Origin of the sequence: Streptomyces sp. NBC_00122 (assembly GCF_045160845.1) — a bacterium.
Lineage (GTDB): Bacteria > Actinomycetota > Actinomycetes > Streptomycetales > Streptomycetaceae > Streptomyces.
Genome location: NZ_CP108191.1, coordinates 2,793,722 through 2,817,354, shown reverse-complemented (window position 1 = coordinate 2,817,354; position 23,633 = coordinate 2,793,722). Strand labels below are relative to the sequence as shown.

28 protein-coding genes are annotated in these 23,633 nt (G+C 71.5%); 22 read left to right on the top strand and 6 right to left on the bottom strand.

From position 1 onward, the window contains the following. Positions 1–357: 357 nt before the first annotated feature. The 13 genes from OG737_RS13245 (at position 358) to OG737_RS13185 (ending at position 9,965) form a co-directional block, all read left to right on the top strand. A complete protein-coding gene (locus OG737_RS13245) occupies positions 358–612 on the top strand; it encodes a MoaD/ThiS family protein (RefSeq protein ID WP_328926396.1) in 255 nt (84 codons plus the stop codon). A 9-nt stretch (positions 613–621) separates the two neighbouring features. Continuing rightward, on the top strand, positions 622–2,031 hold the full coding sequence (locus tag OG737_RS13240) for a hypothetical protein (protein ID WP_405921543.1): 1,410 nt from the start codon (positions 622–624) through the stop codon (positions 2,029–2,031). A gap of 64 nt (positions 2,032–2,095) precedes the next feature. Beyond that, positions 2,096–2,812 carry a DUF2993 domain-containing protein gene (locus OG737_RS13235; protein ID WP_328926394.1) on the top strand — a complete coding sequence of 239 codons (717 nt, stop codon included), beginning with the start codon at positions 2,096–2,098 and terminating at the stop codon, positions 2,810–2,812. A 155-nt stretch (positions 2,813–2,967) separates the two neighbouring features. Continuing rightward, positions 2,968–3,057 carry an Ms5788A family Cys-rich leader peptide gene (locus OG737_RS13230; protein WP_350875872.1) on the top strand — a complete coding sequence of 30 codons (90 nt, stop codon included), beginning with the start codon at positions 2,968–2,970 and terminating at the stop codon, positions 3,055–3,057. Positions 3,058–3,259: 202 nt separating this feature from the next. After that, a complete protein-coding gene (locus OG737_RS13225; RefSeq protein WP_328926393.1) occupies positions 3,260–4,105 on the top strand; it encodes a sulfurtransferase in 846 nt (281 codons plus the stop codon). Positions 4,106–4,166: 61 nt separating this feature from the next. Then, the gene (locus tag OG737_RS13220; protein WP_328926392.1) at positions 4,167–4,457 is read left to right on the top strand and encodes a DUF1416 domain-containing protein; all 291 of its coding nucleotides are present in this window, start codon (positions 4,167–4,169) and stop codon (positions 4,455–4,457) included. Between the two features lie 149 nt (positions 4,458–4,606). Beyond that, the gene (locus OG737_RS13215) at positions 4,607–4,870 is read left to right on the top strand and encodes a DUF3099 domain-containing protein (protein WP_328926391.1); all 264 of its coding nucleotides are present in this window, start codon (positions 4,607–4,609) and stop codon (positions 4,868–4,870) included. Positions 4,871–5,111: 241 nt separating this feature from the next. After that, complete coding sequence (locus OG737_RS13210) at positions 5,112–5,852, top strand: hypothetical protein (RefSeq protein WP_328926390.1); 741 nt, start codon at positions 5,112–5,114, stop codon at positions 5,850–5,852. Next, positions 5,849–6,697, top strand: coding sequence for a hypothetical protein (locus tag OG737_RS13205; RefSeq protein ID WP_405921542.1), 849 nt, complete (start codon positions 5,849–5,851; stop codon positions 6,695–6,697). Before OG737_RS13210 ends, OG737_RS13205 begins: the two co-directional genes overlap by 4 nt. Beyond that, entirely contained in the window at positions 6,694–7,563 is an 870-nt protein-coding gene (locus tag OG737_RS13200; protein ID WP_328926388.1) for a hypothetical protein, read from the top strand. The genes OG737_RS13205 and OG737_RS13200 overlap by 4 nt, the downstream gene beginning before the upstream one ends. Before the next feature lie 269 nt (positions 7,564–7,832). Then, the gene (locus tag OG737_RS13195; protein WP_328926387.1) at positions 7,833–8,405 is read left to right on the top strand and encodes an FABP family protein; all 573 of its coding nucleotides are present in this window, start codon (positions 7,833–7,835) and stop codon (positions 8,403–8,405) included. Positions 8,406–8,498: 93 nt separating this feature from the next. Beyond that, a complete protein-coding gene (locus OG737_RS13190; RefSeq protein WP_328926386.1) occupies positions 8,499–8,954 on the top strand; it encodes a Fur family transcriptional regulator in 456 nt (151 codons plus the stop codon). Between the two features lie 42 nt (positions 8,955–8,996). Next, positions 8,997–9,965 carry a folate-binding protein gene (locus OG737_RS13185; protein WP_328926385.1) on the top strand — a complete coding sequence of 323 codons (969 nt, stop codon included), beginning with the start codon at positions 8,997–8,999 and terminating at the stop codon, positions 9,963–9,965. A gap of 10 nt (positions 9,966–9,975) precedes the next feature. Here the strand turns inward: OG737_RS13185 and dtd are convergent, their stop codons facing one another. After that, positions 9,976–10,401 carry a D-aminoacyl-tRNA deacylase gene (gene dtd / locus OG737_RS13180; RefSeq protein WP_328926384.1) on the bottom strand — a complete coding sequence of 142 codons (426 nt, stop codon included), beginning with the start codon at positions 10,399–10,401 and terminating at the stop codon, positions 9,976–9,978. 136 nt (positions 10,402–10,537) lie between these two features. Between dtd and OG737_RS13175 the strand changes: the two genes are divergently transcribed. The 6 genes from OG737_RS13175 (at position 10,538) to OG737_RS13150 (ending at position 14,816) form a co-directional block, all read left to right on the top strand. Next, a complete protein-coding gene (locus OG737_RS13175) occupies positions 10,538–11,125 on the top strand; it encodes an AmfC protein (protein ID WP_328926383.1) in 588 nt (195 codons plus the stop codon). Between the two features lie 99 nt (positions 11,126–11,224). After that, positions 11,225–12,469, top strand: coding sequence for a GNAT family N-acetyltransferase (locus OG737_RS13170; RefSeq protein ID WP_405921541.1), 1,245 nt, complete (start codon positions 11,225–11,227; stop codon positions 12,467–12,469). Positions 12,470–12,526: 57 nt separating this feature from the next. Next, positions 12,527–13,288, top strand: a complete 762-nt coding sequence (locus OG737_RS13165; protein WP_405679616.1) for a putative protein N(5)-glutamine methyltransferase — start codon at positions 12,527–12,529, stop codon at positions 13,286–13,288. 71 nt (positions 13,289–13,359) lie between these two features. Beyond that, positions 13,360–13,755, top strand: a complete 396-nt coding sequence (locus OG737_RS13160) for a helix-turn-helix domain-containing protein (protein WP_405921540.1) — start codon at positions 13,360–13,362, stop codon at positions 13,753–13,755. A gap of 23 nt (positions 13,756–13,778) precedes the next feature. Further along, positions 13,779–14,348, top strand: a complete 570-nt coding sequence (locus OG737_RS13155; RefSeq protein WP_328926380.1) for a hypothetical protein — start codon at positions 13,779–13,781, stop codon at positions 14,346–14,348. A 126-nt stretch (positions 14,349–14,474) separates the two neighbouring features. Continuing rightward, a complete protein-coding gene (locus OG737_RS13150; RefSeq protein WP_328926379.1) occupies positions 14,475–14,816 on the top strand; it encodes a DUF2516 family protein in 342 nt (113 codons plus the stop codon). 48 nt (positions 14,817–14,864) lie between these two features. On the opposite strand, the gene OG737_RS13145 is transcribed toward OG737_RS13150, so the two are convergent. The 3 genes from OG737_RS13145 to OG737_RS13135 form a co-directional block, all read right to left on the bottom strand. Further along, entirely contained in the window at positions 14,865–16,211 is a 1,347-nt protein-coding gene (locus tag OG737_RS13145; protein ID WP_328926378.1) for a SpoIIE family protein phosphatase, read from the bottom strand. A gap of 473 nt (positions 16,212–16,684) precedes the next feature. Continuing rightward, complete coding sequence (locus OG737_RS13140) at positions 16,685–17,776, bottom strand: NlpC/P60 family protein (protein WP_328926377.1); 1,092 nt, start codon at positions 17,774–17,776, stop codon at positions 16,685–16,687. A gap of 211 nt (positions 17,777–17,987) precedes the next feature. Then, complete coding sequence (locus OG737_RS13135) at positions 17,988–18,818, bottom strand: class I SAM-dependent methyltransferase (RefSeq protein WP_405679619.1); 831 nt, start codon at positions 18,816–18,818, stop codon at positions 17,988–17,990. Positions 18,819–19,036: 218 nt separating this feature from the next. Here OG737_RS13135 and mshA point away from each other — a divergent pair, with 218 nt between their 5' ends. Next, positions 19,037–20,407 (top strand): D-inositol-3-phosphate glycosyltransferase, encoded by a 1,371-nt coding sequence (mshA, locus tag OG737_RS13130; RefSeq protein ID WP_405679621.1) that lies wholly within the window; start codon positions 19,037–19,039, stop codon positions 20,405–20,407. After that, a complete protein-coding gene (locus OG737_RS13125) occupies positions 20,400–20,894 on the top strand; it encodes a YbjN domain-containing protein (protein ID WP_328926375.1) in 495 nt (164 codons plus the stop codon). The genes mshA and OG737_RS13125 overlap by 8 nt, the downstream gene beginning before the upstream one ends. 46 nt (positions 20,895–20,940) lie before the next feature. Here the strand turns inward: OG737_RS13125 and OG737_RS13120 are convergent, their stop codons facing one another. Further along, entirely contained in the window at positions 20,941–22,230 is a 1,290-nt protein-coding gene (locus tag OG737_RS13120; protein ID WP_328926374.1) for an MFS transporter, read from the bottom strand. 154 nt (positions 22,231–22,384) lie between these two features. On the opposite strand from OG737_RS13120, the gene OG737_RS13115 reads away from it, so the two are divergent. Then, positions 22,385–23,146 carry a phosphoglyceromutase gene (locus OG737_RS13115; RefSeq protein ID WP_328926373.1) on the top strand — a complete coding sequence of 254 codons (762 nt, stop codon included), beginning with the start codon at positions 22,385–22,387 and terminating at the stop codon, positions 23,144–23,146. Between the two features lie 143 nt (positions 23,147–23,289). Here OG737_RS13115 and OG737_RS13110 read toward each other — a convergent pair whose 3' ends face one another. Further along, the gene (locus tag OG737_RS13110; protein WP_328926372.1) at positions 23,290–23,496 is read right to left on the bottom strand and encodes a hypothetical protein; all 207 of its coding nucleotides are present in this window, start codon (positions 23,494–23,496) and stop codon (positions 23,290–23,292) included. Between the last annotated feature and the right edge of the window lie 137 nt (positions 23,497–23,633).

The window sequence follows — 23,633 nt, the reverse complement described above, 5'->3', positions numbered from 1 at the left end:
CGCCCGGCCCCGCGCCCTGGGGCCCGGACGGATGCCGTCGTTCTCGTTCTCGTCTGTTCTCGGTTCGTTCAACGTGCTGAAAGCACAAAAGGACCCGGGGGCAACGTTGCCCGGATCCTCTTCGCAGCAGAATAGCCCACTGGCCGTTGTGTGGCCGAGGCCTGTGTCCCTTCCCATTCTGTGGTTCCTGCCACGCCCCTGCCCTGCGTATGCCCCGGTTTCACCGGATCGGGGGTCCGCCGAGCGGTACCGCCGGGCGTGCCGGGCGCATACGGGGCGCGCGCAGGCGCACCGGAGTGCGGGGTGGGAGGGGTCATCATGGAGGCCGACGGTAGAGAGCCGACGATAGGAGCTGCAGTGGCAACCGGAACCATCCGCTACTGGGCGGCGGCCAAGGCCGCGGCCAAGACTGCGGAGGAGCCGTACTCGGCGCGCACACTGGCCGAGGCGCTCGACGGCGTGCGGGAACGCCACCCCGGGGAGCTGACCCGGGTCCTGCTGCGCTGCTCCTTCCTCGTGAACGATGAGCCTGTGGGCAAGCGCCCGCACGATTCCGTCCTGCTGACCGAGGGGGGCACCGTCGAGGTGCTCCCGCCGTTCGCGGGCGGGTGAGCGGGAGCCATGAGCACGCCTGAAGAACAGCAGCACCAGCACCAGCAGCACCAGCACCAGCACCAGCAGCAGGAGTACGCGCAGCAGCAGGACCCGTACGGGACCCAGACCTGGCAGGCCGACACCTGGGACACCGGCTATCAGCCGGTGCCGCCGCCGCTGGGCGGGGCGGCGGACCAGCCGGTCGCGCCCGAGGGCTGGTTCCGCGACGAGGTCACTCCCGTTCCCGCCCCGGCCCCGGCCCAGGAATGGGCGGCCGAGACGGCGTACCTGCCGCCGTACACGGAACCCGCGCAGCAGCACCAGCAGCAGCCGGTGGCGCCGGACGGCTGGTTCCGCGACGAGGCCACTCCCGTTCCCGCGCCGGCGCCGGCCCAGGAGTGGGCGGCCGAGACGGCGTACCTGCCGCCGTACACGGATCCCGCCCAGCCGGAGCAGCAGTCGGCCGCGCCGGAGGGGTGGTTCCGCGACGAGGTCCAGGCTCCGGCCCCGGGCCAGGACTGGTCCCACGAGGCCCCGGCCGAGCAGACCGCTTACCTCCCGCCGCAGGCCGCCGCGGCTCCGGTCCCGGTCCCGGTCCCGGTCCCGGTCCCGGGGCTGCCGGAGGCTCCGGAGGAGGAGCCGGAGTACTCCCCGCCCACCCTCGGCGGCAATACCGTCCGCGCCGTCGACCCGGCCCAGGCCCGCGCCGAGGGCCGGTCGCCGATCATCGACCCCGGTCCGCAGCCGGCCATACTGACCGCCGTCCTCGGCGTGCTGCTCGCCGTCGCCGCGGCCCTGGGCCAGTACGCGCTGCTCCTGCCGCTGGTCGCCCTCCAGGGCCTCACCGCGGCCGGCTGGTTCCGCCTCAACGGCATGTGGCCGGCCCGCCAGGGCATCGCCCTCGCCTTCGCCGGAGCCGTCGTCGCCGACGTGGCCGTGCTCGCGGTGGACGAGGCCTTCCGCCCCGGCGCGATCATCGGCACCCTCGGAGCCTGGGTGCTGCTCACCCTCGTGCTCCAGCTGCGCAGCCACGCCGACCCCGACGAGCGGATGTACGGCCTGATGGCCTCGGTGGCCTCGGCCGCGCTCGCCATCGTCTGCGCCGGCTACCTGGCCGCGGACACCGCCGCCGTCACCGTCGGCGCGGCCGCCGTCGCCGTCGCCGTGTTCGCCCGCGCGCTGCCGCTGCCCACCCCGGCTTCCGTCGGCGTCTCGCTGGCCGCGGCCTGTGGTGCGGGCATCGCCGTCGGCGGGCTGACCGACATCGGGGTGGGCGGGGCGCTGCTCGGCCTCGCCGCCGGGGTGTGCGCGCTGATCGGGCTGCGCGTGGCGGCGTACGACTACCCGTCGAAGTTCGTCCACATGACGGCCGGTGTCGCGCTGCCGCTGGCGGCCGCCGCACCCGCCGTGTACCTGATCGGCCGGGTGGTGGGCTGATCTGTCCCCGACAACGGACATGGTCCACTAGAACGCACGTACCGACTAGTAGGGGGAGTGGCACGTGCGATTCCTGCGCGCCGTAGTGATCATCGGAGTGGTTCTGGGGGCCCTGTTCGCGGGGGCGGACCGCTGGGCGGTCGGCTATGCCGAGAACCGGCTGGCCGACCGGATCCAGGCCCGGCAGGGGCTGGCCGGGACCGCGGAGGTGGAGATCCACGGATTCCCGTTCCTCACCCAGGCGCTCAGCCACGACCTGGAGCGGGTGGACCTGAAGCTCCGGGGCGTGGACGTGGCCGCGGAGGGCCGCAAGACGCGGCTCTCCGAGCTCGACGCGAGCTTCCGCGACGTGAAGCTGAACGGGGACTACACCGGCGGCACGGCCAAGCGCGCCGAGGGCACCGGCCTGATCACGTACGCGGACCTGACCGCGGCCTCGCAGAGCGGCGCGACCCTCTCCTACGGCGGGGCGCCGGGCAAGGTGAAGGTGACCGCGTCGGTGGACATCCTGGGCAAGACGCTCTCGCGCAGCGTGGTGTCGACCATCACACTGGAGGACGCGCAGGACGGCAAGGGCGGCCGGATCGTCCGGGTGCGCGCCGACGAGGTGCCGGGCGAGGGCATCCCCGGCGTCGAGAAGCAGATCCGCAAGAAGACCGACTTCGACCGCGCCCTCGACAGCGGGCTGCCGTCCGGGCTGCACCTGTCCGCCCTGACCTCGGACGAGGCCGGTGTGCACCTCACGCTGGGCGGTACGGACGTGGCACTGGCCGGATCGTGAGACGGAGCGGTCCGATCCGCAGAAGGACGGGCCGCAGGGCGGCTCCGGAGGGCGGCGCGGCGGCCGTCCGTAGAGCTCCTATCCCACTATGCGGACGATCCTGTCTCGGAATATGACACACCGGTGACAGGGCGGCTGATTCGTCCCTACGATCCATGGCTATGAAGCATCAGCAGGCGGACCTCACGAAGCGGCGGGCAGTAGACCTGTGTCGCGTCGCCGCCATGCTCTGTCGATCCATGTGACATGTGAGCGCATCCGCTCCATCAGCCGGACGACGGCCTTTCCCGCGTGACCGCACCTGCCTCCTGATCCCCTGAGCCTCCCCGCACCGGGGGAGAACTTCGAGGTACCCGGACGCACGCACGAGCAACACCCGCAGCCGGTCCAGCCGGTTTGCAGCAGTATCCGCAAGCCCCGCCGCACACTGCCCCGGAGGAGAACACCATGAGCCGCAGCGACGTCCTCGTAGACGCCGACTGGGTCGAGGCCCACCTGAACGACGCCAATGTCGTCATCGTCGAGGTGGACGAGGACACGTCCGCCTACGACAAGAACCACATCACCAACGCCGTCCGGATCGACTGGAGGCAGGACCTCCAGGACCCGGTCCGCCGCGACTTCGTGGACCAGGAGGGCTTCGAGAAGCTCCTCTCCGCCAAGGGCATCTCCAACGACGACACCGTCGTCCTCTACGGCGGCAACAACAACTGGTTCGCGTCCTACGCCTACTGGTACTTCAAGCTCTACGGTCACCAGGACGTGAAGCTCCTCGACGGCGGCCGCAAGAAGTGGGAGCTCGACTCCCGCGACCTGGTCGACGGCAAGGACGTCCCCAACCGCCCCGCCACGCAGTACAAGGCCAAGGCCCAGGACACGTCGATCCGCGCCTTCCGCGACGACGTCGTGGCGGCGATCGGCTCCCTGAACCTGGTCGACGTCCGTTCGCCCGACGAGTTCTCCGGCAAGCTGCTCGCCCCGGCCCACCTCCCGCAGGAGCAGTCGCAGCGCCCCGGCCACGTGCCGAGCGCCCGCAACATCCCGTGGTCGAAGAACGCCAACGACGACGGCACCTTCAAGTCGGACGACGAGCTGACCGCGCTCTACCAGGCGGAGCAGGTCGACCTGGCGAAGGACACCATCGCCTACTGCCGCATCGGCGAGCGCTCCGCGCTCACGTGGTTCGTCCTGCACGAGCTTCTCGGCCAGGAGAACGTCAAGAACTACGACGGCTCGTGGACCGAGTACGGCTCCCTGGTCGGCGTGCCGATCGAGCTCGGCGCCAACAAGTAACCCTGCAGGGCACGCAGGGCCCGTAGAAGCCAGTACGACTCTCTAGGACAGGACAGAGAACATGTGTGGAGCACCCATCGGAGGGCCCGACCTCGCGACGCTCAAGCCCGGTGAGACCGCGATCCAGGGTCAGATCACCAAGGAGGGCGAGCCGGTGTCCGGCTACGTCCGCCTGCTGGACTCGACCGGCGAGTTCACCGCGGAGGTCCCGACCTCGGCGACCGGCCAGTTCCGTTTCTACGCGGCCACCGGCTCCTGGACGCTGCGTGCGCTCGTCCCGGGTGCCACGGCGGACCACAGGGTCGTCGTCGCCGAGGCCGGCGGCGTGACGGACGTGGCGATCGCGGTCTGATCGACAGCTGAACCGGCCGAAGGGCCGCACCCTCCCCCAGACTCCGTCCGGGGGGTCCCCAGGGGGTTGGACGCCACTGGACCGGGGTGCGGCCCTTCGTGCCGTCCGCGCGGCCTTGCCTTCGCGGGGCCCGGCCCTACGCTGGAGGCATGTACGCCCGGCGCCGGCGCGTCTACTTCCTGCTCATGGGCGGATGCCTGTTCCTCTTCGTCTCCGCCTGGGCCTTCGTGCGCCTGCTCTCGGTCGAGGCCGCGGTGGCCATGTGCGTCGTCGCCATGGTCATCCCGCCGGTCGCCGCGATGATCGCCAACCGGCGCGGCCCGGACGACCGCTGGTGGGACGACCCCTCGGGCGATCCCAAGTCCGACGAGTGGTGGGACGAACTGGACGGAAAGCGCCGTCACGAGGACTGACAGCGCGGCGCGAACCCAGCGAGATAAGAATGTAATAAGCATTCATACAACTGCTCCCCCCAAGATCGGGTCATGGGTACGCGCGGGTAATCGAACCCGCGTCGCATGTCCTGTGGGGGAACCTTTGGAACACGAGCAGACCTTCCCTGAGCAGCGGAAAGAGGGGGAGACCGGCCCGGAATCGAACACGCCGGTCACGCCGGACACGCCGGAAACACGGGAAACACCGGACACGGCGGACATGACCGCCGCCGCGCCCGCCCCGCGCCGCCGCCCCGGCCGTACGACCCTCCTGATCGCGGGCGCGGCCGCACTCGGCGTCCTCGCCGGCGCCGTCACCGGTTACGCGGTCCAGTACCACCGCGACCCCACCCCGCTGCCGCCGCTGGCCCAGCAGAAGCTGGTGACGCCGAAGGCGCTCGTGCCGGACGACGCCACCACGAACAAGACGATCAACGCCAACCGCTGGCACAAGACCGACGACGACATCAGCAAGCTGCTGATCGAGGCACCGGGCGGGGCGAAGATCATCGAGGAACCCGGCTACGACACCCTCGACTCCTTCGCGACCCACTTCGAACGGCCGGGCCCGGCCCTCAGCGACTTGGCGAGCGACAGCTTCCGGCGGGTCGCCACCGAGATGTGGGAAGAGGACGACCGGGTCACGGAGGTCCGGCTGGTGCAGTTCAACGACTTCGCCGGGGCCAACGAGTTCCAGCGGGACCAGTCGGGCTACATGTCCGAGAAGAAGTTCGCGGGCAACGGCGGTGCGGCCATCCCGGGCGTCCCCGCGGACCTCGGGCACGTCTGGGTCTTCTCGGAACTCCGCGAGAAGCCGGGCTATTACCCGCTGCGCCAGTCCCGGGCCATCGTCCGGCGCGGCGACATCGTCGTGGAGGTCTTCTACAACGACAAGCGCGGCAGGAACATCTCCCAGAGCGATGTCATCGACCTGGCCAAGCGACAGCTGGAGCGACTGTGACCGAGCCGCAGAACGACATGACCCCGGCTCAGGCCCCCGCTCAGGCGTCGGCAGAGGCCGTCGCCCCGGCCGCGGCTCCCGAGCCCGCGAAGCCCGCGCGCACGGTGGGCCGTAAGAAGCTCGCCCTCATCGCCGCGGGCGTGGCCGCCGCCGTCCTCGTGGGCGGTGGCGTCTGGGGCTTCTCCGCGATCGCGGGCGCCGACAGGACCGCGCCCACCGCCTACTGGGTGGCCGCGGGTGAGCGGGTCCCGACGGCCGAGGAGGCCGCGGAGGTACCCCCGAACGCCCTCACGGGCAAGCTGCTCCCGGTTCCGGGCGGCTTCACGCCGGGCCCCGACCTCGACGGCGACGGCAACAACTTCTTCGTCTCCGGCGAGAAGGCCGTCGAGACCCTCAAGGAAGCACGGGAAGGACTGTCCAGCTCGGAGCGCAAGAAGCGCGACGACATGCTGGCCGGCCTGAAGCTGAAGGGCCTGGCGGGGCGCGGCTACACCGGGCGCCACGGCGACCTGGTCGTGGAGGTCAGCATCATGCAGGCCGATCCGCAGGCCCTGGGGACGTTCTCCGAGATCACCAAGAAGCTCCTCGAATTCGCCGGCGACGGCCGCGAGGCGCCGAAGGTGGACGGCTTCCCCGACGCCAAGTGCTCCCTGCTGGCCGTCGGTGAGGACGAGAAGGACAACGAGAAGAAGGAGAAGGTCGACTCCCTCTACTGCGTGGCGGTCCAGGGGGACGTGCTGGTCAACTTCCGCGCGTACGGGCGCACGCCCTTCCAGACCTCCGATGCCGTCGGCTTCTTCAAGAACCAGCTGAGCCACCTGAAGTCCCCCGGGGAGTCCGTGTGACCGAGCAGAACACCACCGAGGCCCCGGCCGCCGCCGCCCCCGCGGAATCCCTCGCAGCGCCGCAGGCCGCGGCTGAGGCCGCTGCCGCTGCCGAGGCCCCGGCGCCCAAGGACCGCCGCAGGCTGTTCGCCTTCCTGCGGTGGACCGCCGCCGTCGTCGTCTTCGCCGCCGCCGGCACGGGGGTCGCGTACGGGATCGCCCAGCCCGAGCGCACCGACATCCCCGGCCTGTCCACCCAGGACGACGGCCGCTGGGTGTACCCGGCACTGGCCAAGCCCACCCTGCCCCCCGGCGCCGCCCTGCCCTTCGCCAAGGACAACCCGGACGGCATCCACTACGCCGGTCTGACGGAGCTGCTCCTGCCGGCGCCGAAGGGGTCCGCCCCGGACGCCGCGCTGAAGCTGGAGAAGGACTCGGTGGTGTCCTCGGACACCTTCCTGGACGAATACGAGTCCAGCGCGCGCGAGGGGATGAAGCGGGACTTCACGGACAACGGCCTGCGCCAGATCGTGGCGCGCGGCTGGACCACCCCGGACGGCACCCGCACCCGGATCTACCTGCTGCGCTTCCACGCGTCCGGGTTCACGGACGCGTGGAAGGGCTGCGACGCCGACCTGAGGCTGAACGGCGTCAAGCGGATCGAGGCCGACGGCGACTGGGCCAAGGCCAAGAACGCCCAGCCCCAGCCGAACCTGCGCGGGATCTCGGTCCGCAAGGAGTCCGCCCCGTTCGGCGACGAGCAGGTCAAGGCCGCGTGCATCCAGTCCGGTGACATCCAGGCAGTGATCCTCCAGACCCGCAAGGGCGAGGTGGCCACCGTCCCGTTCCACCAGACGGTGATCCTGCAGCACCAGCTGCTGGGCTGATCCCCGCGACGAGCGGTTCGGCCCACCTCACACAGTGCGCCGGTCCCCGGGCCAGTAGGCTTGGGGACCGGCCGTACCTCCCCCGAACGAATCCTCCGAGGAGCACCCCGTGCTTGAGGCAGTCTTCACCTCCCTGCTGGTCCTGGTCTGCGTCGGCGTCCTCGCCTTCACCGGCCTGGCCGTCAAGAAGCTGTACCAGGGTCAGCGCTGAGCATCCGCCCAGCTGACCGCGCCGGAACCCCTCCCACAGATCGCCTGAGCAGCCAATCATGATCCAGATCCCGTCCGACCTGAATCCGGGACTCGTCCCCCTCGCCTTCCTCCTCGGTAACTGGGAGGGTGCGGGAGTCTTCGACTTCCCGGGCGAGGAGAAGTGCAACTTCGGCCAGGAGGTCGTCTTCAGCCACGACGGCCGGGACTTCCTGGAGTACCACTCCCACACCTGGGTGCTCGACGCCGAGGGCAACAAGGTGCGTCCGCTGGAGTCCGAGTCGGGCTACTGGCGCATCGACACGCAGCGCAGGGTCGAGATCGTCATGGTCCGCGACCAGGGCGTCGTCGAGATCTGGTACGGAGACCTCGCCGACCAGAAGCCCCAGATCGACCTGGTCACCGACGCGGTCGCCCGCACCGCCGCCTCCCGCCCGCACAGCGGCGGCAAGCGGCTCTACGGCTACGTGAAGAGCGACCTCATGTGGGTCGGTGAGAAGGCCACCCCGGACGTCGAGCTGCGCCCGTACATGTCGGCCCAGCTGAAGAAGGTCGTCACGCCCGAGGAGGTCGCCGAGATGGCGCGCAACCTCCCGGACATGCCGGACGACGGCATCGCCTTCTTCCGCTGACCGGATCGGACCGGTCGGACATATCCACAGGCTGTGCAGGAAGGGGACCTCGGGCGAAGCCCGCGGTCCCCTTCGCGCGCTTACACTGGCCGGGTGGTGAGCAGCGAAGGCACCGAAGGTACCGACTGGAAGACCGACCTGCGGCAGCGCGGATACCGCCTGACCCCGCAGCGCCAGCTTGTCCTGGAAGCGGTCGACGCCCTGGAGCACGCCAGCCCGGACGAGATCCTCGCCGAGGTGCGCAAGACCGCCTCCGGCGTCAACATCTCCACGGTCTACCGCACGCTGGAGCTGCTGGAGGAGCTGAAGCTCGTCTCGCACGCCCACCTCGGCCACGGCGCGCCCACGTACCACCTCGCCGACCGGCACCACCACATCCACCTGGTCTGCCGCGACTGCGGCGACGTCATCGAGGCCGATGTGGACATCGCCGCCGAGTTCACCGCCAAGCTCCGCGACACCTTCGGGTTCGAGACCGACATGAAGCACTTCGCGATCTTCGGTCTGTGCAAGAAGTGCGCCGCCAAGCACCGCGACGGCCACGCATAGGCAGCGCGGGCCCCGTCCCGGCCGGGTCGTACGCTTGGTCCCATGACCAGCAGCCCTTTGCTCCATCTCCCCGGCGCCGTAGCGGCCGAAGGCCGTGACGAGGACGTCGCCGCCCACTACGGAGAGCTGTACGGCGAACAGCGCGCCCTCGCGGACGGCCGCGGTTTCGTCGACCTCTCGCACCGCGGAGTCGTCACCGTCACCGGACCGGAGCGGCTGAGCTGGCTGCACCTGCTGCTGACGCAGCACCTCACCGAACTGCCGGCCGGGCAGGCCACCGAGGCGCTGATCCTCTCCGCCCACGGCCACATCGAGCACGCGCTCTACCTCGTCGACGACGGCGAGACCACGTGGGCCCACGTGGAGCCGGGCACCCAGGGCGAGCTGATCGCCTACCTGGAGTCCATGAAGTTCTTCTACCGCGTCGAAGTCGCCGACCGCACCGAGGAGTTCGCGGTCGTGCACCTGCCGGCCGGCTCCATCGCCGAGGTCGACGAGAAGCTCGTCGTACGGGAGACCGCGCACGGCCGCGACGTCTTCCTGCCCCGCGCCGAACTGGAGGCCTTCGCCGCCTCGCACGGCCCGGCCGCGGGTCTCCTCGCCTACGAGGCGCTGCGCGTCGAGGCGCACCGGCCGCGCCTCGGCCTGGAGACCGACCACCGCACCATCCCGCACGAGCTGGGCTGGATCGGTACCGCCGTGCACCTGCAGAAGGGCTGCTACCGCGGCCAGGAGACGGTGGCCCGCGTCCACAACCTGGGCAAGCCCCCGCGCCGCCTGGTCTTCCTGCACCTGGACGGCTCCGAGGTGCTCCTCCCGGCGCACGGCGCGCCCGTCCGGCTCGCCGCCGACGGGGAGGAGGGCCGGCAGCTGGGCTTCGTGACCACCGCCGTCCGCCACCACGAGCTGGGCCCGATCGCGCTCGCGCTGGTCAAGCGGAACGTGCCGGTGGACGCGCCGCTGCTGGCCGGCAAGACGGCCGCCGCGCAGGAGGTCGTCGTAGCGCCGTAGCCGCCGCGGCTCAGACGTCGATGACGATGGTGAACGGGCCGTGGTTGGTGAGCGAGACCCGCATGTCCGCGCCGAACCGGCCCGTTTCCACCGTCGCGCCCAGCGCCCGCAGCTGCGCCACGACCTCGTCCACCAGCGGCTCGGCCACCGGTCCCGGAGCGGCCGCGTTCCACGTGGGGCGACGGCCCTTGCGGGCGTCTCCGTACAGCGTGAACTGAGAGATCACCAGAAGCGGTGCGTCCACGTCACTGCAGGACTTCTCCGCCTCCAGGATCCGCACGGACCACAGCTTGCGCGCCAGCACCGCCGCCTTCTCCGGGGTGTCGTCGTGGGTCACCCCCACCAGCACGCACAGCCCTTCGCCGACGATCTCGCCCACCGTCTCGCCGGCCACGACGACGCTCGCGCCGTCCACCCTCTGCACCACAGCTCGCATACCACCTGTGTACCAGGCGTGCACCCATCAGGGGCCGATCGGGTGGCGTGGGACTGCACCGGCACCACGGAGAGTGGCACGATGCACGCAGGCGGTGCGGGTGCGCCGCACCGGTCGAGGGGACGGGCTCGTTCGTATGAATACTTCTGGTACCTCCGTACCTGCATCGCCCGCGTCCATGTCCGCTGCCGCGGTAAGACCACCCGCGCAGCGCACCTCCGACGCACTGGGAACGACCACGGTGGCGATCGCGTCGACCAGCGCGCTCGGGCTGCCGGAACTGCGCGCGCTGCGCCGCGACGCGCAGCGCGACGAGGCCGACCTGAGCTACGTACGCAGATTGCTCCAAGGCCGCATCGACATCCTGCGGGCCGAGCTGGCGCGGCGTACCGACCCCGAGACGCCGGTGGTGGACCGGCTCTCCGAGATCCTCGCCGACGCGCCCTCCAGCCGCAGTGCCTCGGCCCGGCACGTCACGCTCGGTACCCCGCACAGCGAGGAGTACCGGCTGCTGGCGGCCGAGATGCTGGCCGACGTGGAACTCTCGGACCTCGGCGCGCGCACGGACGGCGAGCTCTATGACGGGATGGGCAAGCTGATCCGCTACGAGCAGCAGGTCTCGCGGCGCCGCCAGCAGCTCCAGCGCACGGTGGACGAGTGCAGCGCGGAGATCACCCGGCGGTACCGGGAGGGCGAGGCGCAGGTGGACGACCTGCTGGTCTGAGGCGCGGGAGGTCACGCAGGGCCCGCAGGGCGCGCAGGGCTCGAACGGCGCGGGAAAACCGGGCGACTTGGGCAGGACCGGCGATTAGCGTGGATCGCTATGAGTACTGACGTCCGGCCGATCGCCGAATCCGAACTCCACGAGTGGCTGAACACCCTGAACACAGGGTTCCTGAGCACGGCCCGGGTGACGGAGTCCGATGTCGCCCAGCGGGCCAAGTACAGCGACCTCACCCGTATCCAGGGTGCGTTCGACACCGGCACCGGCCGCTGCGTGGCGGCCTTCCGCTCCTTCGCGCAGGAGCTGACCGTGCCCGGTGGGGCGGCCGTTCCCGCCAGCGCCGTCTCGAACGTGGCGGTGCTGGCCACGCACCGCCGCCAGGGCATCCTGACCCGGATGATGGCCGCGGAGCTCGCCGCCGCCCACGCCCGCGGGGACGTGCTGTCGACGCTGATCGCCGCCGAGTACCCGATCTACGGGCGGTACGGCTACGGGGCGGCCACCTCGGTCTCGGAATGGGAGATCGACGTACCGCGGACCGGACTGGACCGGCACCTGCCCCCCGATTTGGACGGCGGCCGGATCGACTTCGCGGACGCCGCCGAGGTCCGGCGCGTGGGCCCGGAGCTGCACGAGCGGCTGCGCTCGGTCACGCACGGCGCGGTGGACCGGGACGAGCGCTGGTGGAGCCTGGTGACCGGCCTGGAGGAGATGTCGCACCGCCCGTACAAGGACAAGTTCCACGCCGTGTACCGCACGGCGGCCGGCGAGGTGGCGGGCCTGGTCACCTACCAGGCCGACGACAACTGGACGGACGCGAAGGTCCCGCAGAACACCGTGCAGGTCCGGGACCTGCTGGCGGTCACCCCCGAGGCGCAGCGGGCGCTGTGGCACTTCCTGTGCTCCATCGACTGGGTGCTCAAGGTCCGCACCGGCTACCGGGCCCCCGACGACCTGGTCACGCACCTGCTGCCCGACCCGCGCTCCGCCCGGTCCCTGACCTGTTCGGACTTCCTGTGGGTGCGGCTGCTCGACGTCGTACGGGCGCTGAGCGCGCGGACGTACGCGGTGGGCGGGGTGATCGTGCTCGACGTGACGGACGCGGCGGGCCCGGCGGGCGGCCGCTACCGGCTGGACGCGGGCGCGGGGACGTGCGAGCGGACCGAGGAGGCCGCGGACCTGCGGCTGGACGTGTCCGCGCTGGGATGCCTGTACCTGGGCGACGAGTCCGCGGTGCGGCTGGGCGCGCTCGGCCGGGTGGCCGAGGAGCGGCCGGGGGCGCTGGCCCTGGCCGACGCGGTGTTCCGCACGGCGCGCCGGCCGTGGTGCCCGGACGTCTTCTGATCCCTATCGTTTGATCGTTCGAGATGACCGGACAGTGAGCACCGAGGACTGAGGTATTTGACGACTGTCGTGGAACAACTGCGTGCGGCGGGCTGTGTCTTCGCGGAGGAGGAGGCGGACCTGCTGGTCGCGGCCGCCCGGGACGACGGCCACCTGGCGGAGCTGCTGGGCCGCCGGGTCGGCGGCGAACCGCTGGAACACGTGGTGGGCTGGGCCGAGTTCTGCGGGCTGCGGATGGAGGTGGGCGCGGGGGCCTTCGTACCGCGCAGGCGCACCGAGTTCCTGGTGACGCAGGCGGTGGCGCTGGCCCGGCCCGGTGCCGTCGTGCTGGACCTGTGCTGCGGGGTCGGCGCCTTGGGCGCGGCGGTGGCGGCGCGGGCGGCGGGCAGTGTGGAGCTGCACGTGGCGGACATCGACGCGGCGGCGCTGGCGTACGCGCGGCGCAACGTGGCCCCGTACGGCGGCAGCGTGTGGGAGGGCGACCTGTACGCCCCGCTCCCGGCGTCGCTGCGCGGGCGGGTGGACGTGCTGGTGGTCAACGCCCCGTACGTGCCGACGGAGGAGATCGGTTTCATGCCGTCGGAGGCCCGGGACCACGAGCCCCTGGTCTCCCTGGACGGCGGCGCGGACGGCCTGGACGTCCACCGCCGGGTGGCGGCGGGCGCCCTGCCCTGGCTGGCCCCGGGCGGCCACCTGCTGATCGAGACGAGCGCCCGCCAGTGCCCGTCGACGGCCGCGGCCCTGACCTCGGCGGGCCTCGCGACCCGCGTGGCGACCTCGGAGGAGCTGTACGCGACGGTGGTCGTCGCCGCGGTCTGACCGCTGTACGGGTGGGAGATGTTGCAAGCGTCTGCTTGCAATAGTTAGCAGAATCGGGCAGGATTCCCTACATGGCAACGCTCAACGTCGGAAACCTCGGCGAGTACCTCCGTGAGCAGCGTCGGCAGGCCCGGCTCTCGCTGCGGCAGCTGGCCGACGCCGCGGGGGTGTCGAATCCGTACCTGAGCCAGATCGAGCGCGGGCTGCGCAAGCCGAGCGCGGACATCCTCCAGCAGCTGGCCAAGGCGCTGCGGATCTCCGCGGAGACGCTGTACGTGCAGGCCGGGATCCTCGATGAGCGGGACCGGGACGAGGTGGAGACGCGGGCCGTCATCCTCGCCGACCCGTCCATCAACGAGCGGCAGAAGCAGGTGCTGCTCCAGATCTACGAGTCGTTCCGCAAGGAGAACGCGCTCGACACGCCTGATGACGCCGACGAAGAGACCCCGTCGAAGACGACGGACTGAACTTGATCCGGGAGGACCAGCACATGGCCATCGCCGATGACCTGAAGAAGACCCTCACCGACCCCACCCCGCTCTACTTCGCGGCCGGCACGGCCGACCTCGCCGTGCAGCAGGCCAAGAAGGTGCCGGGGCTCATCGAGCAGCTGCGCGCCGAGGCCCCCGCGCGCATCGAGGCCGTGAAGAACACCGACCCGAAGGTCGTGCAGGAGAAGGCCAAGGAGGCCGCCAAGGAAGCGCAGGAGGCGGTCACCGCCAAGGTCGCCGAGGTGTTCGGCGCGATCGACCCGAAGAAGCTCGGGGAGACCGCGCAGGACCTGGCGCTGCGCGGCGTCGGCGTCGCCGCCGAGTACGCGGTCCGCGCCAAGGAGACCTACGACAAGGTCGCCGAGCACGGCGAGCAGGCCGTCCGCGCCTGGCGGGGCGAGGTCTCCGACGAGATCGTCGAGATCGCCGTGGCCGTCGAGCCCGCGCCCGAGGCCGAGCCGGCCGCCGCCGAGGCGTCCACCGGCGAGGAGAAGCCCGCCGCGAAGCGGACCGCCGCGCGCAAGGCCACGGCCAAGAAGGCCACCGTTACGGCGGGCGACGAGAGCTGAACCGCATGACCGACGGCGGGCCGGGCACCTTGAGGGTGTCCGGCCCGTTGTGGTTCATGAGGGCGTTTGTGCCGGTAGCGTGGAATCAGGCGTGCGGAGAACGAGCATGAGAAGGCGGTCGAAGCGATGTTGATGGACGGGTTCGATCGAGGCGTGATCCCGCTGCTCGGGCTCGCCATGCTGGTGCTCGCCGTGGTGGCCTTCGGCTTCGCGCTGGTGGCCCGCGAGGACGCGTACCGGGCGGCCGGCAAGCAGACCAAGACCTTCTGGCTGGTCATTCTGGGCATCACCGTGGTCGTGGACTTCTTCCTGCCCGGGATGCTGTTCCTGACGATCGCCGGCCTGGTCGCGACCATCGTGTTCCTCGTCGACGTACGCCCCGCGCTCAAGCAGGTCTCGGGCGGCGGGCGGCGCAGCGGCGGCAGCAGCAGCGACGGGCCGTACGGGCCGTACAACGGCGGGCGGTAGCCGCGCCCGCCGTCGCGCCCGCAGTCGCGCCCGACGGCACGCCTGCCGTCAGGACTCGGCGCGGGAGAGCAGGACCACGGCCACGTCGTCGGTGAGCTCGCCCCCGTTGAGGCGGCGCGCCTCGGTGACGGCGGCTTCCAGCAGCCCCTCGCCGCTCAGCCCGCGGTCCAGGTGGCGGTTGATCATCTCGACCATGCCGTCCTGCCCGAGGCGCTCCTTGCCCTCGCCGATCCGGCCCTCGATCAGCCCGTCGGTGTAGAGCATGAGGCTCCAGGTGCCGCCGAGCTCGACCTGGCGCCGGGGCCAGCGGGCCTTGGGCAGGAGTCCCAGTGCCGGGCCGCTGTTCTCGTACGGCAGGAGCCGCGCGGGGCGGCCCGGCCTGGATATCAGCGGCGCCGGGTGCCCGGCCAGGCACAGGCCCGCACGACGGCCGTCGGGCGAGATGTCCACGGTGCACAGCGTCGCGAAGATCTCCTCGCAGGGGCGCTCCACCTCCAGGACCTCCTGGAGCGTGGCCAGCAGGTCGTCGCCGCACAGGCCGGCCAGGGTCAGGGCGCGCCAGGCGATGCGGAGCTCGACGCCGAGGGCGGCCTCGTCGGGGCCGTGGCCGCAGACGTCGCCGATCATGGCGTGGACGGTGCCGTCGGGGGTGCGGACGGTGTCGTAGAAGTCGCCGCCCAGGAGGGCCCGGCTGCGGCCGGGGCGGTAGCGGGCGGCGAAGCGGAGGTCGGAGCCCTCCAGGAGGGGGTTGGGAAGCAGCCCGCGTTCCAGGCGGGCGTTCTCCTGGGCGCGCAGTTTCGATTCTGCAAGCTTGTACTGGGCGATGTCCGCCCGTTTTCTCTCCACCGCGTAGCGGATGGCGCGGCTCAGCAGCCTGCCGTCCAGCTCGTCCCGGAAGAGGAAGTCCTGGGCGCCGGCGCTGACGGCCTCGGCGGCACGCTCGGCGTCGTCCTCGGCGGTCAGGACGAGGACGGCGTGGCGCGGTGCGATCCGGAGCACCTGGCGGAGGGCCGCCAGCCGGTCCACGGTGGCGGTGGCCGTGGCGGCGGCCGATGTGGACGGCGACGGTGACGTCGTACGGGGGCCCGTGTCTGGGAGGGACAGGTCGAGCAGGATGCAGTGGACGTCGGGCGTGAGCAGCCGCGCGGCCTCGGTGAGGTTGCGGGCGGTGCGGAGCCGGATGCGGTGGCCGTCGGCGTCGAGGATCTCGGGGACCGTGAGGTCGCCCGTCGGATCGTCCGCGATGACCAGGAGGGTCAGCGAGGTCGTGTGCGGGGTCGGCTGCGCGGTCGCCTCCGCAGGCGCCTCCGTGAGGGGCGGTGCGGCGGTGTGCAGAACGGCCTGACCGCTCTCCGTGGCCGGGATTTCCCTCTGCCGCGGTACGGGTACGGGCATCGTCTCCGGTTCCTTCCCTCCCCCCGAGGGTGCGCTCGTCCGGCAGACCCTAGCCTCCAGGACCGGTGAGCGGAATGCCGTTCTGGGCCAAGGCCACGGTCATATGCCGTTATCGCGGGGGAAAATCGGCCTCACTGGATGACAAAGGTCACGCGGGGGCCGCGTTCGTCCCGTCCAACGAGACGTATCGGCCGCCTGATCGGTTGCCTCCGCCGCCCGCCGGGCCGCGCCGGAGCGCGGGGGAGTTCCCGCAGCCCGGCGCTGCGGGGCTGCCCGCGAGGGGTCCGTGCGGCTTCCGTCAGGGTTCGGTATCCGGCGCCGGGCCTGGGCAGGCCTGGCCAGGGCTTCGTGCGGCCCTGCCGGGGGCAGGTCCGGGCCGGGGAAGGGCCGGGCAGGGCCGTGTCGGGCCGGGGGCGTGTCGAGCAGCGGGGGAGTGCCCGCGGACCCGAACCCGTGTGCCGGCCAGGCGAGGGCTACGCGTCCGGGCGGACGACCGCCTTGATCGGCATGGAGCCCGCGCCCGCGATCGTCACGTTCCGGCCGGGGCGCGGGGCGTGGACCATCGCGCCGTCGCCGATATACATCGCGACGTGGCTCGCGTCGTCGAAGTAGATGATCAGGTCGCCCGGGCGCATGTCCTTGACCGCGACCTTCGGCAGCAGCCGCAGCTGCTCCTGCGAGGTGCGCGGGATCCCCCTGCCCGCCGCCAGCCAGGCCTGGGAGGTCAGGCCGGAGCAGTCGAACGAATCCGGACCCACGGCTCCCCACTTGTACGGCTTGCCGATCTGGGTCGTCGCGAACTGCACCGCCCGCTTCCCGGCCTCGCTCGCCGCGCCGTTGACGTCCTTCATCGCACCCGTCGACAGCCACGCCGTCTGCGCCTTGTACTGCGCTTCCTGCTCCAGCTGGATCAGCCGGGCCTTCTCCTCGGCTTCGAGCTTGTTCTCCAGCTCCTCCGCCGCCTTGATCTTCTCCTCGATCGCCTTCTTCGAGGCCTCCTGCTTCAGCCGATTGGCCTCCAGCGTGGCCCAGTGCGCGCTCGCCTCCTGCGCGTACTGCTTCAAGTCGTTCTGCGTCCGGTCCAGTTCGGCCAGCATGTCCGACGCGGCCTTCTCGCCCTGCTTCAGCCGGCCCGCCCCGTCGAGGAACTTGCCCGGGTCGTCGCTCAGCGCCAGCTTCGCGCCCGCCGGCAGTCCGCCCGAGCGGTACTGGGCGCGCGCGGCCGCACCCGCACGGCTCTTCAGGGTGGTGATCCGCTCCTGGCCGGCGACGATCAGGTTGGCGATCTCGACGATCTTGTCGGACTGGGCCTTGGCCTCGGCCTCGGCGAGGTTGTAGGCGTCCGTGGCGGCGCCCGCCTGGTGATAGAGGTCCTCTATCTCCTTGCGGACCTGCTCCAGGGACTTGGCTCCCGGCTCCGGCGCGGGCGCGGCCGGCGTGGCGGGTACCGCCGGTGCCGGTGCCGCATACGCCGTGCCCGTCGCCAGGCCCGGCGCCGTCAGTACCGCCATCGCGCACAGCAGCACGAGAGCGCTTGCGCCTCGCTGTCGCCTTTCGGCCCCCATGGTCCCCCCAGGCACCCGAGTCAGACCCCGCATCACTGTGCAGGAAATCTGACTATTCGTCAGTAACTTATCGCCGCCTTCGGGATGGTGCCACGAGTCGATGAATTGCAACACCCTCGCGGGCGTCCTTCCGATCTTGTCCGCCCCAACGGACCCCATCCCTGACGGCTCAACGGGCGATCCGTATCACCGGTTCCCCACGGCGCCGCTTTCACCCCGTCGGGCGCAACGCCTCCCAGCGCACCGTCAGTTCCCCCTGCCGCCACCGCCCCGGCCCGTCCGCCAGCGGCCAATCCCCCGACAGGGCCCGCGCCGTCCGGATCCAGCGCTGCCGGGCCCCGTACGACGCGTACGGAGCGGCCGCCGCCCACGCCCGGTCGAAGTCGCGCAGGAACGCGTGCACCGGTTCGCCCGGCACATTGCGGTGGATCAGCGCCTTCGGCAGCCGCTCCGCCAGGTCCGAAGGGCGCTCCAGCGAACCCAGCCGGGTCGCGAAGGTCACCGTGCGCGCCCCCTCCGGCCCGAGCGCGACCCACACGTGCCGCCGCCCGATCTCGTCGCAGGTCCCCTCCACCAGCAGCCCGTCCGGGGCCAGCCGCGCGCACAGCCGCTCCCACACCGCAGCGACCTGTTCCTCGTCGTACTGGCGCAGGACGTTCGCCGCGCGGATCAGCGCCGGCCGCTCCCCGCCGCCCGGCCCGTCCAGCGGCACCTCGAAGCCGCCGTGGCGGAAACTCAGCCCCTCACACTCGTACGGCTTCGCCGCCGCGACCCGCGCGGGCTCGATCTCGATGCCGACCACCCTTACCCGCGGCGCCGCCTCGCGCAGCCGCGCCAGCAGCTCGACCGCCGTCCAGGGCGCGGCCCCGTAGCCGAGGTCCACCGCGACCGGCGCCTGCGCGCGGCGCAGCGCCGCCCCGTGCGTGGCGGCGATCCAGCGGTCCATCCGGCGCAACCGGTTCGGGTTCGTCGTCCCGCGCGTCACCGAGCCCACAGGGCGGCCGGGGACGCGGCTCGGGGTCGGGGTGGTGCGGGAGGCCATGAGCCGAGCCTAAGCGGAGCGCCCTCGCCGGATGAAAACCCGGCCTCTTCCCCTGGCCGATCAAGAAACATCGAGGAAAACCGCCGGACCCCGGAATGCGCGGGGCGGCCGTCCGGGTTGCACTGCTTGCAGGGTGCCGAGCGTGCCCTTGCAGTCATGCCGTCCGTGTGGCCGGTCCGTCCGTCCGAGTGGCCGTCCGAGCGAGAGGAACTGCTCCCTTGAGCCAGTACGTGTCCCGCATCAGCGGCCGTCTCGCCGCCGCCCGCGCGACCCGCCACGAACCGCCGCGGCTGCGCCTGCCGGCCGTGGGCCACCACCGCAAGCCCCGCCGGGTGGCCATGCTCAGCGTGCACACCTCGCCGCTGCACCAGCCCGGCACCGGCGACGCGGGCGGGATGAACGTGTACATCGTGGAGCTGGCCAAGCGCCTCGCCGCGATCAACATCGAGGTCGAGATCTTCACCCGGGCCACCGAGGGCGGCCTGGCGCCGGTGGTCGAGCTGGCCCCCGGGGTCCTGGTACGGCACGTGGACGCGGGCCCGTACGAAGGCCTCGCCAAGGAGGAGCTCCCGGCCCAGCTGTGCGCCTTCACCCACGGCGTCATGCAGGCCTGGGCCGGTCACCGCCCCGGTTACTACGACCTCGTCCACTCCCACTACTGGCTTTCCGGCCATGTCGGCTGGCTCGCCGCCGAGCGCTGGGGCGTACCGCTCGTGCACGCCATGCACACCATGGCCAAGGTCAAGAACGCCGCGCTGGCCGAGGGCGACACGCCCGAGCCCGCCGCCCGCGTCATCGGCGAGACCCAGATCGTGGCCGCCGCGGATCGGCTCATCGCCAACACCGCCGAGGAAGCCGACGAACTCGTCCGCTACTACGAGGCCGACTCCGGCAAGGTCGCCGTCGTCCACCCCGGCGTGAACCTCGACCGCTTCACCGCCGGGGACGGCCGGGCCGCCGCCCGCGCCCGCCTGGGCCTGCCGCAGGACGCCGTCATCCCGCTGTTCGCCGGCCGGATCCAGCCCCTCAAGGCCCCCGACATCCTGCTGCGCGCGGTCGCCGAGCTGGTCGACCGTGACCCCGCGATGCGCAGCCGTCTGTTCGTCCCCGTCGTCGGCGGCCCCAGCGGCAGCGGCCTCGCCAAGCCGGAGGGCCTGCAGAAGCTCGCCGCGAAGCTGGGCATCGCCGACCTCGTGCACTTCCACCCGCCGGTCGCGCAGGACGGGCTCGCCGACTGGTTCCGCGCGGCGTCCGTGCTGGTCATGCCCTCGTACAGCGAGTCCTTCGGGCTCGTCGCCATAGAGGCGCAGGCCAGCGGCACGCCGGTGCTCGCCGCCGAGGTCGGCGGACTGCCCGTCGCCGTCGACGACGGGGTCACCGGCATCCTCGTACCGGGCCACGACCCCGTCGACTACGCGCGGGAGCTGCGCCGCTTCGTCGACGAGCCGGGGCTCGCCGACCGGATGGGCGCCGCGGCCGCGCGGCACGCGCAGTTCTTCGGCTGGGACACCGCCGCGAGCGGCACGGCCGACGTGTACACCGCGGCCATGCATGATCACCGCCGTCGCGTACGCTCCCACCATGGCTGACACCGCCGATATCGCCGCGACCATCGAGACCGCCCTGACCGGTGCGGAGCTGAGCTGGGAGAGCCCCGAGCCGGGCTCGTACGTGGTCCAGCTCCCCGGCACCCGCAAGCTGAGCACCACCTGCTCGCTCCGGGTCGGCCGGCACTCTCTGTCGGTCAACGCCTTCGTGATCCGCCACCCGGACGAGAACGAGGCGGGTGTCCACCGCTGGCTGCTGGAGCGCAACCTCAAGCTGTACGGGATGGGCTACGCGGTCGACCGCCTCGGTGACGTCTACCTGACGGCCAGGCTCCCGCTGTCCGTGGTCACCCCGGACGACCTCGACCGCCTGCTCGGCACGGTCCTGGAGGCTGCGGACGGCGCCTTCAACACCCTGCTGGAACTCGGCTTCGCGAGCGCGATCCGCCGGGAGTACGAGTGGCGCGTGTCCCGTGGCGAACCGACGTACAACCTCGACGCGTTCAAGCACCTGACGCAGCCGTCCTGACGCAGCCGTCCTGACCCGGCCGGTGCTCCCGGCCGCCGCCGGGGCCCTACGCCTCGGCGGTGGCCGGGAGCGGCGCGCCCGCGGCGGCGGTCGCGACCCCGCCCTCGGCTCCGGTGCCCGTACCCGCGTCCCCTTCGGGGAGGCCCCGCATCAGCAGCCAGTACCCGAGCCCGGCGACCGTCCCCAGGACCGCGGTCGTCCCCCACAGCCAGCCCGCCCCGAACCGGTCGATCACGAAGCCCGCCAGCAGCGGCGCGATCAGCGAGGCCACCGCCCAGGACAGCGTGTACATCCCCTGGTAGCGGCCGCGCCCGTGCAGCGGGGAGAGCCGCGCGACCAGGCCCATCTGGGTCGGCGAGTTGATGATCTCAGCCAGCGTCCACACGCAGACGGTCAGCGCGATCACCCCGATCGAGCCGCCGAAGGCCGTGAGCCCGAAGCCGTACCCCGCCAGCAGCGCCGAGATCACCAGCAGCTTCTGCGGGTCGCGGTGCTCGATGAACCGCGTGACCGGGATCTGCAGCAGCACGATCAGTACGCCGTTCACGGCGACGGCCATGCCGTAGTCGCCCGTGCTGAAGCCCGCCGCCCCCATCGCCAGCGGCAGCCCGAACGACCCCTGCATGAAGATCAGCGAGATCAGGAACGACAGCCCGACCACGCCCATGTAGCGCCCGTCGCGCAGCACCGTCCCGAGCCCGATCTCCGCCTCGGCCGCCTCCGTGGCCGCGTCGCCCTTCTCCGGCCGCGACTCGGGCAGCTTCACGTACACGAGGACCGCGCAGAGCAGCGTCAGTGCCGCCTCGCCCAGGAACCCGGCCAGGTAGCTGTACTCGGCCACGAAGCCGGCGACGGTCGCGGAGACGGCGAAGCCCAGGTTGATCGCCCAGTAGTTGAGCGCGAAGGCCCGCACCCGGTCCTCGGGGCGGACGATGTCGGCCATCATCGCCTGCACGGCCGGGCGGGACGCGTTGGAGGTCATGCCGACCAGCAGCGCGACGGCCGCGATCGACGCCGGGTGCTCCATGAAGCCCAGCAGTGCGACGGAGAAGGCGGTCGAGGCCTGCGCGGCCATCAGGGTGGGCCGTCGGCCGAGCCGGTCGGTCATCACTCCCGCGACGAGCGAGGAGATCACACCGCCGAGCCCGTGGAGGGCGACCACGAGTCCCGCGAAGGAGGCCGAGTAGCCCCGGTCCAGCGTCAGGTACAAGGTCATGAACGTGGCGACGAAGGCCCCGAGCCGGTTCACCAGGGTGCTCACCCACAGCCACCAGAACGCACGCGGCAGACCCGACACGCTCTCCCGGGCGGCCTGTCTCAAACTGGCAGCGGACATAAGGAATCCCCCCGGGTGATGTAAGCGTCTCTTCGGCTCCAGGCACATTACGAGTGACGTGTCCCGCGGCGCCACTGGATTGACGCCCGCCGTCAATCGGGCGGGCGTGGACACCGCGCGCGAGCGGCCCGGCACGTCCATTAGGCTCGTACGCATGGCCGACGCACCGTACAAGCTGATCCTCCTCCGTCACGGCGAGAGCGAGTGGAACGCGAAGAACTTGTTCACCGGCTGGGTGGACGTCAATCTCAACGAGAAGGGCGAGAAGGAGGCGGTCCGTGGCGGTGAGCTGCTCAAGGACGCCGGTCTGCTCCCCGACGTCGTGCACACCTCGCTCCAGAAGCGCGCGATCCGCACCGCGCAGCTGGCGCTCGAGGCCGCCGACCGTCACTGGATCCCGGTCCACCGCTCCTGGCGCCTGAACGAGCGCCACTACGGCGCCCTCCAGGGCAAGGACAAGGCCCAGACCCTCGCCGAGTTCGGCGAGGAGCAGTTCATGCTGTGGCGCCGCTCGTACGACACCCCGCCGCCGGCCCTCGAGGACGGTACGGAGTTCTCGCAGTCCGAGGACCCGCGCTACGCCTCGATCCCGCCGGAGCTGCGCCCGCGCACCGAGTGCCTCAAGGACGTCGTCGTCCGCATGCTCCCGTACTGGTACGACTCGATCGTCCCGGACCTGCTGGACGGCCACACGGTGCTGGTCGCCGCGCACGGCAACTCCCTGCGCGCGCTGGTCAAGCACCTGGACGGCGTCTCAGACGCCGACATCGCGGGTCTGAACATCCCGACCGGCATCCCGCTCTCCTACGAGCTGGACGCCGACTTCAAGCCCCTCAACCCGGGCGGCACCTACCTCGACCCCGCCGCGGCCGCGGCCGCCATCGAGGCCGTCAAGAACCAGGGCAAGAAGAAGTAGGTTTTGTGATCATGCCTCCCGCCTGCGCATACGGCGCCGGTGGGAGGCATTCTCATGCCCCGGGCCACAGTCCCTGCGACTCTCCCGGCCACGCTCGCGCGGAAGCGCCCCGCGGCGCGTGGCTGCGGGGCGCCTTGTGGGGTTCAGTCGACCGACTCCCCGTTGTGGGTACCGCCCTTGCAGATGTTGTCCGTCAGATCGGGCGTTCCGCCGCCCTGCTTGCACTCAGATGGGGTGACGGTGGATGGGGCACCCTGTGCGGTGGCGGCGGCGGTGGCGACGCCTGTGAGGCCGAGTCCGGCGAGGGCTGCCGTGGCGATGACGGCGGCGAGGATTCGTCGAATTCGCATGTGTTTCCCCTTTCACGGATTGCCGCGGTTGGGTCACTAGCCAGCTTGATCTTCACCCATGTGGGTGGCACGTCATGTTGGGCCATTCGGGTGACGGTGCTGTCGGGTGCGGGGTCGGTGACGCGACCCCTCGGACA

What these genes read in the sequence shown, in the direction of transcription:
- OG737_RS13240 (WP_405921543.1), top strand. Translation starts at nt 622, where the DNA reads ATGAGCACGCCTGAAGAACAGCAGCACCAGCACCAGCAGCACCAGCAC.
- OG737_RS13230 (WP_350875872.1), top strand. Translation starts at nt 2,968, where the DNA reads ATGGCTATGAAGCATCAGCAGGCGGACCTCACGAAGCGGCGGGCAGTA.
- OG737_RS13225 (WP_328926393.1), top strand. Translation starts at nt 3,260, where the DNA reads ATGAGCCGCAGCGACGTCCTCGTAGACGCCGACTGGGTCGAGGCCCAC.
- OG737_RS13220 (WP_328926392.1), top strand. Translation starts at nt 4,167, where the DNA reads ATGTGTGGAGCACCCATCGGAGGGCCCGACCTCGCGACGCTCAAGCCC.
- OG737_RS13215 (WP_328926391.1), top strand. Translation starts at nt 4,607, where the DNA reads ATGTACGCCCGGCGCCGGCGCGTCTACTTCCTGCTCATGGGCGGATGC.
- OG737_RS13210 (WP_328926390.1), top strand. Translation starts at nt 5,112, where the DNA reads ATGACCGCCGCCGCGCCCGCCCCGCGCCGCCGCCCCGGCCGTACGACC.
- OG737_RS13195 (WP_328926387.1), top strand. Translation starts at nt 7,833, where the DNA reads ATGATCCAGATCCCGTCCGACCTGAATCCGGGACTCGTCCCCCTCGCC.
- OG737_RS13185 (WP_328926385.1), top strand. Translation starts at nt 8,997, where the DNA reads ATGACCAGCAGCCCTTTGCTCCATCTCCCCGGCGCCGTAGCGGCCGAA.
- dtd (WP_328926384.1), bottom strand. Translation starts at nt 10,401, where the DNA reads ATGCGAGCTGTGGTGCAGAGGGTGGACGGCGCGAGCGTCGTCGTGGCC.
- OG737_RS13175 (WP_328926383.1), top strand. Translation starts at nt 10,538, where the DNA reads ATGAATACTTCTGGTACCTCCGTACCTGCATCGCCCGCGTCCATGTCC.
- OG737_RS13170 (WP_405921541.1), top strand. Translation starts at nt 11,225, where the DNA reads ATGAGTACTGACGTCCGGCCGATCGCCGAATCCGAACTCCACGAGTGG.
- OG737_RS13160 (WP_405921540.1), top strand. Translation starts at nt 13,360, where the DNA reads ATGGCAACGCTCAACGTCGGAAACCTCGGCGAGTACCTCCGTGAGCAG.
- OG737_RS13155 (WP_328926380.1), top strand. Translation starts at nt 13,779, where the DNA reads ATGGCCATCGCCGATGACCTGAAGAAGACCCTCACCGACCCCACCCCG.
- OG737_RS13150 (WP_328926379.1), top strand. Translation starts at nt 14,475, where the DNA reads ATGTTGATGGACGGGTTCGATCGAGGCGTGATCCCGCTGCTCGGGCTC.
- OG737_RS13145 (WP_328926378.1), bottom strand. Translation starts at nt 16,211, where the DNA reads ATGCCCGTACCCGTACCGCGGCAGAGGGAAATCCCGGCCACGGAGAGC.
- OG737_RS13140 (WP_328926377.1), bottom strand. Translation starts at nt 17,776, where the DNA reads ATGGGGGCCGAAAGGCGACAGCGAGGCGCAAGCGCTCTCGTGCTGCTG.
- OG737_RS13135 (WP_405679619.1), bottom strand. Translation starts at nt 18,818, where the DNA reads ATGGCCTCCCGCACCACCCCGACCCCGAGCCGCGTCCCCGGCCGCCCT.
- OG737_RS13125 (WP_328926375.1), top strand. Translation starts at nt 20,400, where the DNA reads ATGGCTGACACCGCCGATATCGCCGCGACCATCGAGACCGCCCTGACC.
- OG737_RS13120 (WP_328926374.1), bottom strand. Translation starts at nt 22,230, where the DNA reads ATGTCCGCTGCCAGTTTGAGACAGGCCGCCCGGGAGAGCGTGTCGGGT.
- OG737_RS13115 (WP_328926373.1), top strand. Translation starts at nt 22,385, where the DNA reads ATGGCCGACGCACCGTACAAGCTGATCCTCCTCCGTCACGGCGAGAGC.
- OG737_RS13110 (WP_328926372.1), bottom strand. Translation starts at nt 23,496, where the DNA reads ATGCGAATTCGACGAATCCTCGCCGCCGTCATCGCCACGGCAGCCCTC.